14 protein-coding genes are annotated in these 13,470 nt (G+C 60.9%); 9 read left to right on the top strand and 5 right to left on the bottom strand.

Annotation, left to right across the window (positions count from 1 at the left end; all coding sequences use genetic code 11):
• A partial coding sequence (locus DH10_RS17325; protein ID WP_192385082.1) for a DUF1403 family protein occupies positions 1–329 on the bottom strand: 329 nt, incomplete at its 3' end.
• Between the two features lie 194 nt (positions 330–523).
• On the opposite strand from DH10_RS17325, the gene DH10_RS17330 reads away from it, so the two are divergent.
• On the top strand, positions 524–1,747 hold the full coding sequence (locus DH10_RS17330; RefSeq protein WP_192385083.1) for a site-specific integrase: 1,224 nt from the start codon (positions 524–526) through the stop codon (positions 1,745–1,747).
• A 43-nt stretch (positions 1,748–1,790) separates the two neighbouring features.
• On the opposite strand, the gene DH10_RS17335 is transcribed toward DH10_RS17330, so the two are convergent.
• Positions 1,791–2,348 carry a nucleotidyl transferase AbiEii/AbiGii toxin family protein gene (locus DH10_RS17335; protein WP_192385084.1) on the bottom strand — a complete coding sequence of 186 codons (558 nt, stop codon included), beginning with the start codon at positions 2,346–2,348 and terminating at the stop codon, positions 1,791–1,793.
• On the opposite strand from DH10_RS17335, the gene DH10_RS37020 reads away from it, so the two are divergent.
• Positions 2,331–2,501: a hypothetical protein gene (locus DH10_RS37020; RefSeq protein WP_192385085.1), complete on the top strand. Its 171-nt coding sequence runs from the start codon at positions 2,331–2,333 to the stop codon at positions 2,499–2,501. The two genes, DH10_RS17335 and DH10_RS37020, sit on opposite strands and share 18 nt — an antisense overlap.
• Here the strand turns inward: DH10_RS37020 and DH10_RS17345 are convergent.
• Complete coding sequence (locus DH10_RS17345) at positions 2,483–2,746, bottom strand: hypothetical protein (RefSeq protein ID WP_192385086.1); 264 nt, start codon at positions 2,744–2,746, stop codon at positions 2,483–2,485. The genes DH10_RS37020 and DH10_RS17345 overlap by 19 nt on opposite strands.
• Before the next feature lie 234 nt (positions 2,747–2,980).
• On the opposite strand from DH10_RS17345, the gene DH10_RS17350 reads away from it, so the two are divergent.
• Entirely contained in the window at positions 2,981–4,078 is a 1,098-nt protein-coding gene (locus DH10_RS17350; protein ID WP_192385087.1) for a hypothetical protein, read from the top strand.
• A gap of 9 nt (positions 4,079–4,087) precedes the next feature.
• Complete coding sequence (locus DH10_RS17355; RefSeq protein ID WP_192385088.1) at positions 4,088–5,257, top strand: site-specific integrase; 1,170 nt, start codon at positions 4,088–4,090, stop codon at positions 5,255–5,257.
• Positions 5,258–5,396: 139 nt separating this feature from the next.
• On the opposite strand, the gene DH10_RS17360 is transcribed toward DH10_RS17355, so the two are convergent.
• Positions 5,397–5,828: a type II toxin-antitoxin system PemK/MazF family toxin gene (locus tag DH10_RS17360; protein ID WP_192385089.1), complete on the bottom strand. Its 432-nt coding sequence runs from the start codon at positions 5,826–5,828 to the stop codon at positions 5,397–5,399.
• Positions 5,815–6,123 carry a type II toxin-antitoxin system Phd/YefM family antitoxin gene (locus tag DH10_RS17365; RefSeq protein ID WP_192385090.1) on the bottom strand — a complete coding sequence of 103 codons (309 nt, stop codon included), beginning with the start codon at positions 6,121–6,123 and terminating at the stop codon, positions 5,815–5,817. Before DH10_RS17365 ends, DH10_RS17360 begins: the two co-directional genes overlap by 14 nt.
• 2,063 nt (positions 6,124–8,186) lie before the next feature.
• On the opposite strand from DH10_RS17365, the gene repA reads away from it, so the two are divergent.
• From repA to groEL, 5 genes are all read left to right on the top strand, one after another.
• Positions 8,187–9,368: a plasmid partitioning protein RepA gene (gene repA / locus DH10_RS17370; RefSeq protein WP_192385091.1), complete on the top strand. Its 1,182-nt coding sequence runs from the start codon at positions 8,187–8,189 to the stop codon at positions 9,366–9,368.
• A complete protein-coding gene (gene repB / locus DH10_RS17375) occupies positions 9,365–10,399 on the top strand; it encodes a plasmid partitioning protein RepB (protein ID WP_192385092.1) in 1,035 nt (344 codons plus the stop codon). The genes repA and repB overlap by 4 nt, the downstream gene beginning before the upstream one ends.
• A gap of 155 nt (positions 10,400–10,554) precedes the next feature.
• Positions 10,555–11,760, top strand: a complete 1,206-nt coding sequence (gene repC, locus DH10_RS17380) for a plasmid replication protein RepC (protein WP_192385093.1) — start codon at positions 10,555–10,557, stop codon at positions 11,758–11,760.
• Positions 11,761–12,336: 576 nt separating this feature from the next.
• Entirely contained in the window at positions 12,337–12,633 is a 297-nt protein-coding gene (gene groES, locus DH10_RS17385) for a co-chaperone GroES (protein WP_010915433.1), read from the top strand.
• 70 nt (positions 12,634–12,703) lie between these two features.
• Positions 12,704–13,470 (top strand): chaperonin GroEL (gene groEL, locus DH10_RS17390; RefSeq protein WP_192385094.1); only part of this gene is annotated, 767 nt, incomplete at its 3' end.

A 13,470-nucleotide genomic window follows, 5' to 3' on the forward strand; every position in this document is an offset into this window, starting at 1 on the left:
CCCCCCGGCCGGCTCGCCAGCCGGCGCCAAGCCAGCAGCATCGATCCGGCGGGACCGACGGACAAAAAATCGCCCGGCCGTGTGAGCAACACGGCGTCGCGCAGCGCGCCTTCATCCTCGACGCGGCCCGCCTGCTGTGCCGTTGCCACGGCAGCCGAAAGCGCCAGGCGCTGCCGCCAGGCGCCGGCCCACAGCTCCTGACGGCGGACGACAGCATCGAGCGCGCCGATGGCAGCGCCCGCGGCGAGCGAGACGTCCTCGAACTCGTTTCCCGCATGACTGTGCGCATCCGAGATGGCCCGGCGCAGCCAGGCCGGCACCGCTGCCATTGGCACGGTCGGAGGGGTTCCGGCAGATGTGGCGTGGTGACGGGCAGAAGGTCTGGGACGTAGAATCATCGAGAGCAAGGTGAATCACGGCGGCGCTTTTAGCAACAGAAATGGACGAAAAGCGCTGTGCTTGTCGTGTATCAACAACGAATGATAATGTTGCATTATCAATCGTTATGTGGCTTAGTGCGGAAATGGCCTCTGTCGTCGAGCAAAATCCCGAAAAGCGTACTCGGCACGGCTCCGCTCGACCACAGGAAACGGCGCCGGGTGTCGACCAAATCGCGGCGGGAGGCTCGGCCGAGCCCGGCTCGCCGATCGCCGACGATATGCCGGACATCATCGACGTCGTCATGGAAATGGGCCGCACGCCGGAGGAACCGCCGGCCAAAGCCCCCTCCCCTCTTCCGGCCGTCGCCCATCCTCGCCTGCCGGCGCATCTTGACGCACTCGCCGATCGCGCCCGCGATTATGTCGAAGCGGCGAGCTCCACTAACACGCGCCGCGCCTACGCCTCGGACTGGAAGCATTTTTGCGCTTGGGCGCGCCGCCAAGGCCTGGAGGTGTTCCCGCCAGAACCGCAGACTGTCGGCCTCTACATCACGGCTTGCGCGTCCGGTAAGGTAACGGGCGACAAGAAGCCGAACGCCGTCTCGACCATCGAGCGACGTCTGTCGTCGCTGGCCTGGAATTTCTCTCGGCGTGGGCAGCCGCTGCACAGAAAAGACCGCCACATCGCCACCGTCATGGCCGGCATACGCAACAAGCACGCCGCTCCGCCTCGGCAGAAGGAAGCGGTGTTGCCCGAGGATCTGATCGCCATGCTGGAAACGCTCGACCGCGGCAGCCTGCGCGGCCTGCGCGATCGCGCCATGCTGTTGCTCGGTTTTGCCGGCGGCCTGCGCCGCTCCGAGGTTGTCGGCCTGGATTGCGGTCGCGACCAGACCGAGGATTCTTCCGGCTGGATCGAAATCCTCGACAAGGGCATGCTGTTGCGCCTGCGCGGCAAGACCGGCTGGCGCGAGGTCGAAGTCGGACGTGGCTCATCCGACACGACCTGCCCTGTGGTCGCGCTGGAGACCTGGCTCAGGCTGGCGCGCATCGCGCACGGTCCCCTCTTCCGGCGTGTCACCGGCCACGGCAAGGTGGTCGGCGCCGATCGGCTCAACGACCAGGAGGTCGCCCGCCTCGTCAAGCGGACCGCCCTGGCCGCCGGTGTGCGCGGTGACCTGCCGGAAGGCGAACGCGAAAAACTCTTTGCCGGCCATTCGCTGCGCGCCGGTTTGGCATCCTCGGCCGAGGTCGACGAACGCTTTGTGCAGAAGCACCTCGGCCATACCAGCGCCGAGATGACCCGGAAATACCAGCGCCGCCGCGACCGCTTTCGCGTCAACCTCACCAAGGCGTCGGGGTTGTAGAAAAAGCCCTCCGCTCTCCCGCAAAGACCCGGAGGGGAGGCGATCAGGGCGGCTTGGACGATGACAACGCCTCGTCAAGCACGGCGATCGCGGCATCCAGACTGTCGGCGGCCGACGCTTCGTAATCCGGCATGATCATCAACTGCGCGATGGCACGGCTAACGAATTCCGGATTGAGCTTTTCCAAGCGTTCCCTGGTACGCGCGACCTGTTGCGGAAACGCGCGCAAGGCATCGACGACGGCGCCGAGTTGCGACCGGGCTGCGGCGGCGATGTCGAAGATGTCACGCGGCCTGGCTTCCGAGCCGCGATAATAGACCTTTTTGGCAATGATTTCGGGAATGGTCTCGAGCCGAACCGCTGTGCCTTCCACTTCGCGTATCTGGAAGGGCGTCTTTGTCAGGGCTCCGGCTACGATGAAGTCGATTTCACCGATGCCTTCGAAGGCGAACTTTTGAAATCGAAGCCCATCACCCTGATAGTCCGATGGCACCGGCTCAAAGCGCAGGCGGCTTCTGGACGGGTCGATGAAGCCGAGCAGTTGTGGGTCATCGAGGAAAACATCGATGTCATGGCTTTCACGATGGCCGATCTGGATCATCATCGCCGTCCCACCGCCAAACGACCATTCGAAGTCGTGACCGCCGGCATTCTCCCGAAGCTGGTCAATCAGATCGACGGCGATGCTAAAAAGCCGCCGCCATTCGGAAGGGCGCCGGCTATCGTGTTCGGCCATCACGCAGCGAGCGGATAGCTCTCGCCGGACCAGGCGGAGAACGCAGCGGCGAAGGCCTTCAGGTCGGGGACAGGGATGTGGTGCACGACAGCGAACTCGACCTGCAGTGCGAGGGGAACCTCGCCGAGAAAGGCGCTGACGTGGCCAGGATGCTGTTTGGCCAACTCGAGATCCGCAAGGCAATAAGCCAGCCCCGCGTCGTCCAGCTGTAGGCTGTAGGGCGCGTTCACGGTCGTCAGGACGGACGCCAAATGCTTGCTCATAATGGCTTAAGCTAGTCGTTTCGGGGCCATGGCACAAGCTACCAACCCTCTCCAGCACCTGATGGCGATCAAGAATTTATTCCTTTCACTATCGATAAGTCCCTCTTATCGATAGTGATGGATTTCGCGGCGCAAATCAGCCAGAATCGGCCTCCAGATGCCCGCCGGCGACGTTCGGCACGGGCTGAAAAGCAAGGCGCGGGCGTTTTACCGCGCAAAAAAGGGCCGCCCGGCATGAGCGAAGAAAAACCCGTCCGCCTGCCCGACGCCACAACGGTCGAGGCCGTGCTCGCCAGCCTCGATCCCGCCTCGGCCGACGCCGAACTCGCCCCTGCCCTCGCCAACGCCTTTCCAGGCTTTGATTTCACGGTCGCGGCGGTCGACGATTTTTACTGGCGCGGCGACGCCCGCACGGTTCTGTCCGCCGACGGCACGCGCATCGGCGACCATCGTGCCTGGGTCGAACGCGAGTTGGAAGAATTCAGCGGCGACCTCATCGCTTTCTGGAACCGGTATCGTACGGGCGAACACAAATTCGCCGAATGGCGCGGCACCTCCGTCTTCGCATGCGCTGCGACCGGCCCGGGCGTCGCCGATTTTGTCCAACTCTCGCTTGGCCGCGAGATCGAGGTTCTAGCTGGCCCGGTCGTCGATCCCGATTACCGCCCTTATAGCGCCGACGATCTTTTGGACCCGTCCTGGGTGCGGCGCGAGCCGGCCACGGACGCGCCGCTGCTTTCCGGACCGGTCTACAGGCTGGGCGGCCGCGCCGCCGCCGGCATCGTTCACATGCGGAGTTTCCTGGCGCGCCGGGCGCGCATCGACAAGGAACAGCGCCAGGCAAGCCGTCCCGAGCTCGAAAACCGCATCATCAGTCAGGTCGGCCCCGACGGCACGCGCGACACCGCGTTTTTGGACGCCAATCCGGACTGGTTCGATTTCGTGCCACGCGAGAACCGCTTTTTTGCCGACTGGGAGCGGTCGAGCGCCTGCACCCACCGCATCTTTGACCATTGGGCCTTCGACATCCACGATCTTGAGCATCGTGGCCGGCGCGAGATCGGTTTTATCCCGCGCCCGCTCAAAATGCCTACCGAGACGCTGTCGTCGGAAGACGGCATTTCGGTGCACCGCCTGATGGAGCGGACCGAGGCCATCGACCAAAAAATTGGCCTGCCTTTCGCCTGGTTCTTCCTGATGACCCACGGCCACTGGGTCGATCCGGACGTCGGCGAGGCAATCGCTGCGGGCTTGCGCCAAGGACGGGTGCGTTTGCCCCCTCGAGACGCCGGCGTCCTGCTCGCCTGGGCCGACCGGCGCTATCTGTTCTGAGCGGTCGCCATGGACCTTCGCCTGCCAAAGCCCGTACCCGACCAAAAACTGCGCCGTGCGGAGGCGCTTGACGCGCTCGATTCGGTGCTGCCCTTCGATCGGCGCGAGTTTTTGGCCGAGATTCTCTCCGACGATGACGTCGAGACGCTGCGCCACCTCGCCAGGGAAGGTATTGGCGACAACTCTCTCCGGGCGCTCGCTTCCGACCTTGTCTATCTCGAGGCCTGGTGCCAGGCGTCCACTGGACAGCCCCTACCCTGGCCGGCGCCGGAAGCGCTTTTGATAAAATTCGTCGCGCATCACCTCTGGGATTCTGCGAAACGCGAAACCGATCCGGCGCATGGCATGCCGGCCGACGTCGCGGCGACCCTGAAATTGCAGGGGCTTTTGCGCAGCGACGGCCCGCATGCGCCGAACACGGTGCGCCGGCGGCTGGCCAGCTGGTCGACGCTGACGCAATGGCGCGGTTTTGCGGGAAAATTCAACGCGCCGGGGCTGCGCAGCGCCTTAAAACTTGCTGTCCGCGCTAGCGCGCGGCCGCGCGGACGAAAGAGCCAGAAGGCGGTGACCGCCGACATTCTGGGCGCGGTGCTCAAAACTTGCGCCGGCGAGCGCCTGGCAGACATGCGCGACCGCGCCCTGCTGCTCGTCGCCTTCGCCTCCGGCGGCCGCCGTCGCAGCGAGGTCTCGTCCCTACGCGTCGAGCAGATCGTTGCGCAGGATCCGGTCCCGGCCGATCCGAAGGATCCTGAAAGCCCAACACTGCCTTGCCTGAAAATCCGGCTCGGCCGAACCAAAACCACCGAGGCCGACGCGGACGCTTTTGTCCTGCTGGTCGGACGGCCCGTGCTGGCGCTGCAGGGGTGGTTGGAACGATCGGCGATCACCGAAGGTTCAGTGTTCCGCGGCATCGACCGTTGGGGCCATGTCGAGCGAAAGGCGCTCACCCCACAAGCCGTCAACCTGATCCTGAAACGCCGCATCGCCCAGGCCGGGCTTGATCCAAAGCTTTTTTCTGCCCACGGCCTGCGCTCCGGTTTTCTGACCGAAACCGCCCGCCGCGGCATTCCGCTGTCCGAAGCGATGCAGCAATCGCAGCACCGCTCCGTGCAACAGGCATCGCGCTATTACAACGACGCCGAGCGCCAATTGGGCCGCGCCGCGCGGCTGTTCGTCTGACAGGCCTCAGGCTCCTTGGTCCCAGCCGCGCTGTTCGGCTCAAAACGATCCCACTGGGCCGCAAATGGCCTTGCTCTTGGGATCGGCTAGGTTGCCCCCTGCCCTGATACCGCCTAGCCCGTCGCGACGCCAACCGACGTTACAGCGTGCGCAACGTGCTCGTGTGCGCCTGACCTTTCGCGATAGCGACAAACCGGCGCTTGACTGCGGCAAACAACGCCGGCGGCAGCGGTCCATAATAGCCGCTCTCCGTCTCCAGCGGCCGGATGTCGGGGCCAGGCCAGACAAATCGGTTGCTCTCCGTCAAAACGATCCAGGAGCGCTCACCGTCAAGTCGCAACCGCAGCTTAACCGCAGGCGGGATCTCGATGGCATCGTCGGGATTGGACGGCGGCGTATGGGTGATAGGCAGGACCCGGACGACTGGCGAGCCGTCCTCCCGCATAGCGACCAGCGCCAGCACCAGGCAGGGCCGGTCCTTGTCGCCTTCTTCGCGGCCCTCGCTGTGTTGCCAATGCCAAAGATAGGAATAACGGAAGACGTGGCCGACGTTGATTTCAGCCGGCAGCATTTTTTGCCGTCAGGCTTTTTGCCCCGGAGGGTTCTGAGCCAGGAAGCTCGTCGTTGAGATGGTCAAGACCCGGCTCCATTTCAGAGGCTTCAACCGCGGCGATCTCATCCGCGCTGAGCTCTGCCGTCAGGTCGACCCGCCGGTCGCGCTTCGACAGCCGGACAAAATCCTCGTAGGCCAGCAGCACGGTGCGCGGGCGGCCGTTCTTAGTGATGATGACCGGGTCGCGGACGGCGGCATCCTGATAGGCCCCAAAATTTTTCGAGACGGCGGCTGCGGTGACGGTAGTGGTCATCGGCGAGACTCCTTTGTTCCGTAATATACGGGCTTTGCGGGCTTTCCGCAAGTTCCGGTGCCGACTTGATGGAAACGAGCCAACACTAGCAGCTTGCCAAGACCATGAAGGCTGGCCGAGCCTCTCGGCGCTCTCGATCTAGTGGTGCCCTTTGACGGGGCGCGAACTCTTGGCTGAATTGTCGCCGACGACGGCGTCGAAACGTTGGGCTATCCTCCCACCTCCCCGAGTTCGAGGTCTGGCGCCAAGCGCCACGACTTTTTCTCTGCACTGGCCGGGAGCCGCTTCTGATAAAGTTCGTCGCACATTCGCCTATAAGATCCTAAACGCGGGAGGGCGCCTTGATGAAAACTAGGATCATCTCCATTCGGAACGATTTTGCGCAATCCTGCCGGATCAGGGTTCAGAACTGGCCACCGCCCCCCCCCCACAATGGAAACGAAGCCCATGTAAGAAAGACAGCATGGGAGCTCGGCCAGGCGTTGTCGATGCGCTGCTTGAGGCGTTCGACGGGTCTCGCAGGCGACGAATGAGCCACGGGCTGGCTCGCATGACCGCAGCCCCAATGGAACCGCGGCCGGCACGCGGACTCACTGATCTGTCCACGATCAATGATTAGGGGCTGCATGCTCCGGTGGAGCTTCCCGAGCTTTGAACCGCCTTACATCTGATCGCCATCGTTCGGCGGTCTGGGTCGCTCGGAAATGTCGGCCTCGAAGATGCACGCGATCAGACGGAAGATGGCCGCTGTTCCCGAACAAGAGAGTTTCCAAAACCATGCTGGCGTGAAGTCAACATCGGGCCGCGCGCATCCTCAAATGCCACCTGCCCGATCGCTGCGCCGTAGACCTGGCTGAAACTGGCCATGATCGGCAATGCGCCGCTGTTGTTGCGCGGGGCAGGGCAGCATAAAGGTGCCGGCGCACAGCGGCTGAATTTCCAGGAAGTGAGCTGGTCAAGCGTGCGGCGTTGGCCGCCGCAGTGCGACGGCGTCAACGGTTGCCTGTTAATTGACTTGGGCGTCAGGATTGTGGGCCAGGCAGCCGCGAAGAGGCGCCTGGACCCGCGGATTGTTCTCCCAGTGGCTGTGGTCAGCTCGTCTTAGGGTGAGCAAGACGCAACCGCCTTGCAGATAGACGAAGAATACCGTTCCGCCCGTGAGCCCGCTTCGAAGTGCGGTACAACACCGGCAAGCCCTAGACTTCTCTGGGATGATGGTTCCCAACTGGGAACTCGGGGTATTGTGTGAAGTCGGATTCTACAAGAATTGGTGCGGCAATGCCTTCTCGTCGGGCCCCGGCCTGAGCGCGGCCGGAAGAGCTTTTGCCTCCTCGTCCTCGACGCCATTAACGAAGGTGCGCTAAGCCAGCATCGGCAGGCGGCGCTGATCGCGGTCGACATTGCCTGGGATGCAAGGTGGGCACCCTTTGGAGAGAGTTCCACGATGTGGAAGGGACCGCTAGTCGTCGTACCCAGCGACCATGCCGAGGGGGCAGCGAGCAAAATGACCGGAAGCGGCACGCCAGCGCTGCGATGCTCGATTTCTCAGGAACACGCTCAACCATCGAACAGTGGCGTCTGCCTCAAATAGCGCCGACAAAACCGTCACGATCCCACCAAAGCAAAGCTAGATCTCGCTGCGTTGGGCGCCTCACAGAGAATTTAGCCGCCTGACCCATCTGATGCGCGTCTTCAAACGCCCAAACTGCCCGCGCTTTGTTAGGCGTCCGCCAGTCGCGACGAAAGCGGTTAACCAATGGAGCCAGAACACAAGAGAACTCGGTCCCACACCATGCTGCATGACCAGCGATCATGGCCGCTCGCATGGTCACCGGTCTTCTGAACTGACAGACTAGCTCGAGGGCGCCAAAAGGCTTAGGCCATCGGATAGTTCCCAGCTGGGAACTCACCTGTGTCCATTTGCCCGAATTCTGCGAATCGGGCATAAGCCCAGTAACGGAAAAACCGCGTAATTCGAAAAGTTGGCGTAGTTGGCGTGGCGTTAACAGCTTGTTAACCACAGTCGCTATCATTGTGGCTCTGGGTGCAAGAGGAGAATCTGGGTGACGCGGCATCTGAGTAGCCTTCAATTCATGAATACCTTTTCGACGAAACTCGAGAAGGCACTCAACAATCTTTCGCTGGCTCAGTATCCTCCTGACGCGATTCGTACGATGCGCAAATTCACTTCGACGGAAGTGGCGGCATTGCTAGGAGTGACCGAAGCTTACATACGGCAGGTCTCCTTAAAAGGGCAGGGACCCGAGCCAGAGACAACAACCACCGGAAAGCGCTTATATTCTGTCGAGCAGGTGCTGGAGCTTCGGATGCATCTGGCGGAAAAGGCGCGGAAGAAATGGATCAACCCTCGTCGCGTTGATGGCGAGGACTGCCAAATCATCGCGATCACCAACTTCAAAGGCGGATCGTCCAAGACAGCGACCACTATTCATTTGGGTCACTGGCTGGCACTTCGTGGGTATCGCGTTCTCGCAGTCGACATGGACCCCCAAGCGTCGTTAACCAGTCTGCAAGGAGCGTTGCCCGGATTTGACTATCAAGAAGGTGACACCCTTTACTCGGCGATCCGGTTTGATGATCCGGTGCCAACCGAAAAGATTGTACATCAGACGCATATCGTCGGATTCGACGTCATCTGCGCCGGTCTTGAACTGACAGAATTCGAAACCGCCGTTACCCTTGAGATGCGCAAGAGCGGTGGAACCGGTTTTCTGCTTCGAGTGTCACAGGCCCTCGAACAGATCGCCGATCGCTACGATATCATTCTTCTCGACTGTGCGCCGTCACTCAATTTCCTGACGCTTTCCTCGCTCACTGCTGCTACCGGGGTCTTAATCCCAGTTCCAGCACACATGCTTGATGTCGACTCCACAGGCAAGTTTTTGGAGTTGGCAGCGTCTTATATGCAAATCCTGGATGAGGCTGGTGCGGGCGCGCGTTGGGATTTCGCAAAATTCCTCATCACAAAATTTGAAGCCAACGACCACCCGCAAGCCAACATGCAGGCCCTAATGCGTCAAGTGTTTGGCGAGGATCTACTTCTGAATTCAGTCTCCAAATCCACCGCCGTTGCGGACGCGCTTACTTGGAAACAAAGCCTCTATGAAGTGCAGCGATCGAGGTTCTCGGCACCTAAAACTTATGATCGTGCAATCGAATCGATCAATGCCGCGAACGCGGAAATAGAAAGCCTCATCACAATGGCATGGAGGCGTGAACAGTGAGCCGCAAAGACTCTAAGGGCATGTTTGCTGCTGTTTTGGGGCAGCTCGGGGAGGAGAATTCGGAGGAGGGCCTCAGCCGCCGCACGTCATCGCCACACCTGATGAAGGTGGCGGCTGGTGTTCGTCAAATGCAAGAGCGTAGTGACATCGCCGACAAGTTACTGAAGTCAGGCGAACAGATCATTGAACTCGATCCCGACAAAATACGTCCGTCATCAATCACCGATCGATATGATGACGCCTACGAGATTTCCGCCATTGCTGAAATCACAGAATCCATGCGGGAGCGCGGTCAAATCGTACCTGGATTGGTTCGACCAGTACAAGGCAAGGATGGTGAGTTTCAAATCGTCTATGGTCGCAGAAGACTAGCGGCAGCTAAGCAGCTTGGGATCGGATTCAAAGCGGCCGTCCGGGAGTTAACTGATGAACAAGCGGTCATTTTCCAAGGGGAAGAGAACACCGCTCGAGAGGATCTTTCATACATCGAAAAGTGTGCTTTTGCGCTTTCGCAGCAGGACGCGGGATACAAACGGGACACCATCTGCGCTTCGTTGTCGACAGGAAAATCGCACGTGTCCGAGATGATCAAGATAGCCTCCTCGGTCGACAAGGAGATCCTGCAATCGATTGGTAAAGCTCCCGGGATTGGTCGAGGACGATGGCAGGAATTCTCGAGCCGCTATTCCGTCAACGGCTCACTCCCGAAAGCCCTCGATCTTACTCGCAAAAACAAATTCCGCGAGGCAACGTCCGACGACAGATTCATCATGCTGCTTGAGACGCTGCCACCGGATACTAATGCGATCAAAGAACCTGCGGGTCCGGCCAAACCATCTAAGCCCAAGATTGCGGTGAAGTCTTGGGCTGCTCCAGACAAAACGGTCAGCGTCAGCCTCAAAGACAACGGAAAAACTACCATGATTGCCGTGGGAGAGGCTGAAGGATCGCGTTTCGCAGCGTTTATCGCCGGACGACTGGACGACCTGTTTGAGGCCTTTCGGAAGTCCACCACGAAACAAGGAGTTTGAAACCGCAAAAGAAAAAGGCCCCCGAACGGCAAGCCGTGGAAGCCTCTCTCTGAACTAAGCACTCTGAGAATCGCATCTCCACGAATCACTGTCAAGAGTCGTTAGCGTCGTTTTGGCGAGCGGATTTCTTTTGCCTAATTGAAGGCGAAGGAAAAATGGAGACGGGTATTGCAACGACGCCCTTTGGGCGGCGGCCGATGTCGCTTGCCATGCTGGCGGTGCAAAACGATTCACGTGAAATCCCCAAGGGCACGGTCGTCGACAAATGGCAGATCTACCGCAACCTCTGCGAGGGCAGGAGCATCGCCGGTGTCGGCGATCGCGCCCTGGCTGTCCTGAATGCGTTGCTGTCATTCTACCCGGACAATGAGCTGAGCGAGGAAAACGGGCTCATCGTTTTTCCCTCGAACGCCCACCTCTCACTCAGGGCGCATGGAATGCCCGAGCCCACAGTCAGACGGCACCTGGCGGCTCTTGTGAATTGCGGGCTGATCATCCGTCGGGACAGCCCGAACGGCAAGCGTTACGCGCGCAAGGGCAGGGGAGGGGAGATCGAGCAAGCATTCGGCTTCTCCCTGGCGCCGCTGCTGGCCCGTGCTCACGAGTTCGAGGCGGCGGCCGAGCGGGTCCGCGCCGACAACAGGGCGCTCAGGCTTGTGCGTGAGCGGATCACCTTGCACCGCCGTGACATCCAAAAGCTGATCGAGGCGGCCGTTGAGGAAGACATGCCCGGCGACTGGGGCGACCTCTGGAGACGTTTCCGCCGCGTAGTGGAGGCAATCCCACGCCGCGCCTCAATTGCCGAGCTCGAGCCGATCGTGGCCGATCTGGCCGCATTGCATGACGATGTGAATAAGCTGCTGGAAATGCACTTGAAAGCCACGAATCCGAGCGGCAATGACTCTCAAAACGAGCGGCAGCAATCTGATTCAAATACCGACTCTATTTTTGAATTTGAACCTGCTTTAGAGAAAAGCGGGGCAACGGCCGAGCCCAGGACGAGGACCGCAGAGGCGCCGAAAACCTATCCGCTGGGGATGGTGCTGAAGGCCTGCCCCGATATTGTGCCCTACGCTGCGGATGGGATCGGCAACTGGCGCGATCTCATGATAACCGCCGCCCAGGTGCGGGGGTATCTGGGCGTCTCGCCGTCAGCGTATGAGGAGGCTTGCCATGTGATGGGCCCGGAGGTCGCAGCGATGGTGATTGCCTGCATCCTGCAAAGGGCGCAGCACATCAACTCGGCCGGCGGCTATCTGCGGGTCCTGACCGAAAAGGCGAGGGGAGGGGAGTTTTCGGTTGGACCGATGCTGATGGCCGCGCTGAAAGCCAATGGGACGACCTCAAGGATGACAGGATGACTCGCGGCCTGTCAAATAGCCGGATGGTAGCCCCTCGGGCCGCGTTCATCGGCTTGCTAGTCGCAAACCGTCGTCCTGCTGACAGGCGAAACACCAAACCACGACCAACTACGCAGAATGGAACCGTCGAAGAGTGGCTTTTAAGAAAGCCGGTCGGGACCGCTTTCAAGCTAAATCTGAACACCAGATCAGCCGGTTACATGGCGCGGCGAATCCGCCCATAGTTGATCTGCTTCCGGACGCGCGCCGACCCAAAGATGTCCGCGCCGCGCTTTTGTATGGCCGAAACTGAAGTTCGGGCCCTTCCCCGCCGGTCAGATCGGACAGACGCCGCTGGGGGAGATGGTGTGAGGCGGAGGGGACGAACGACTGGCAGCACGTAAGGGGTCTTGGTACTTCAGCTCCGATTCCAAAATCTTTTGCTCTTCGCCGGTGCCTCTTCCATCTTGACTATTACCAGCCTTACCGCCTATCTCAGCGCCGCGTTAGCACTCGCCTTAGGTGAGTGCTAACTCAGATCCGGCGGCCTCGCCGGATGGAGGAACAGTTCTCACCGTTCTCATCGAGGAAGAAAACATGGCAAAGTCCAAGTTCCGCCCGCTTCATGACCGGGTGGTCGTTCGCCGGGTCGAATCCGAATCCAAGACCGCCGGCGGGATCATCATCCCGGATACGGCGAAGGAGAAGCCGCAGGAAGGCGAGATCATCGCCGTCGGCTCCGGCGCCCGCGACGAAAGCGGCAAGCTCGTGCCGCTGGACGTCAAGGCCGGCGACCGCATCCTGTTCGGCAAGTGGTCCGGCACCGAAGTCAAGCTCAATGGCGAGGACCTTCTGATCATGAAGGAATCCGACATCATGGGCATCATCGGCTGAATATCGGCCTCACCGTCAACTGAATCTTGAATCTGCGGGTTCGATCCCGAACCCCTGACAGGAGCTTACAATGGCTGCAAAAGACGTAAAATTCTCCCGTGATGCCCGCGAGCGCATGCTGCGCGGTGTCAACATCCTCGCCGACGCGGTGAAGGTCACGCTCGGTCCGAAGGGCCGCAACGTCGTCATCGACAAGTCGTTCGGCGCCCCGCGCATCACCAAGGACGGCGTCACCGTCGCCAAGGAAATCGAGCTTGAGGACAAGTTCGAGAACATGGGCGCGCAGATGGTCCGCGAAGTCGCTTCGAAGACCAACGACATCGCCGGCGACGGCACCACGACCGCGACAGTCCTGGCCCAGTCGATCGTCCAGGAAGGCCACAAGGCGGTTGCCGCCGGCATGAACCCGATGGACCTGAAGCGCGGCATCGACCTCGCCGTCACCGAAGTCGTCGTGGCGCTCGGCAAGGCCGCCAAGAAGATCAAGACCTCCGAGGAAGTCGCCCAGGTCGGCACGATCTCGGCCAATGGCGACGAGTCGGTCGGCGCCATGATCGCGGAAGCGATGCAGAAGGTCGGCAACGAAGGCGTCATCACCGTCGAGGAAGCCAAGACCGCCGAGACCGAACTCGAAGTCGTCGAAGGCATGCAGTTCGACCGCGGCTACCTCTCGCCCTACTTCGTCACCAACGCCGACAAGATGGTCGCCGATCTGGAAGACGCCTACATTCTCCTCCACGAGAAGAAGCTCTCCAACCTGCAGGCCATGCTGCCGGTGCTCGAGGCTGTCGTGCAGACCTCGAAGCCCCTGCTCATCATCTCGGAAGACGTCGAAGG

The organism is Mesorhizobium silamurunense, from assembly GCF_014843825.1.
GTDB lineage: Bacteria > Pseudomonadota > Alphaproteobacteria > Rhizobiales > Rhizobiaceae > Mesorhizobium > Mesorhizobium silamurunense.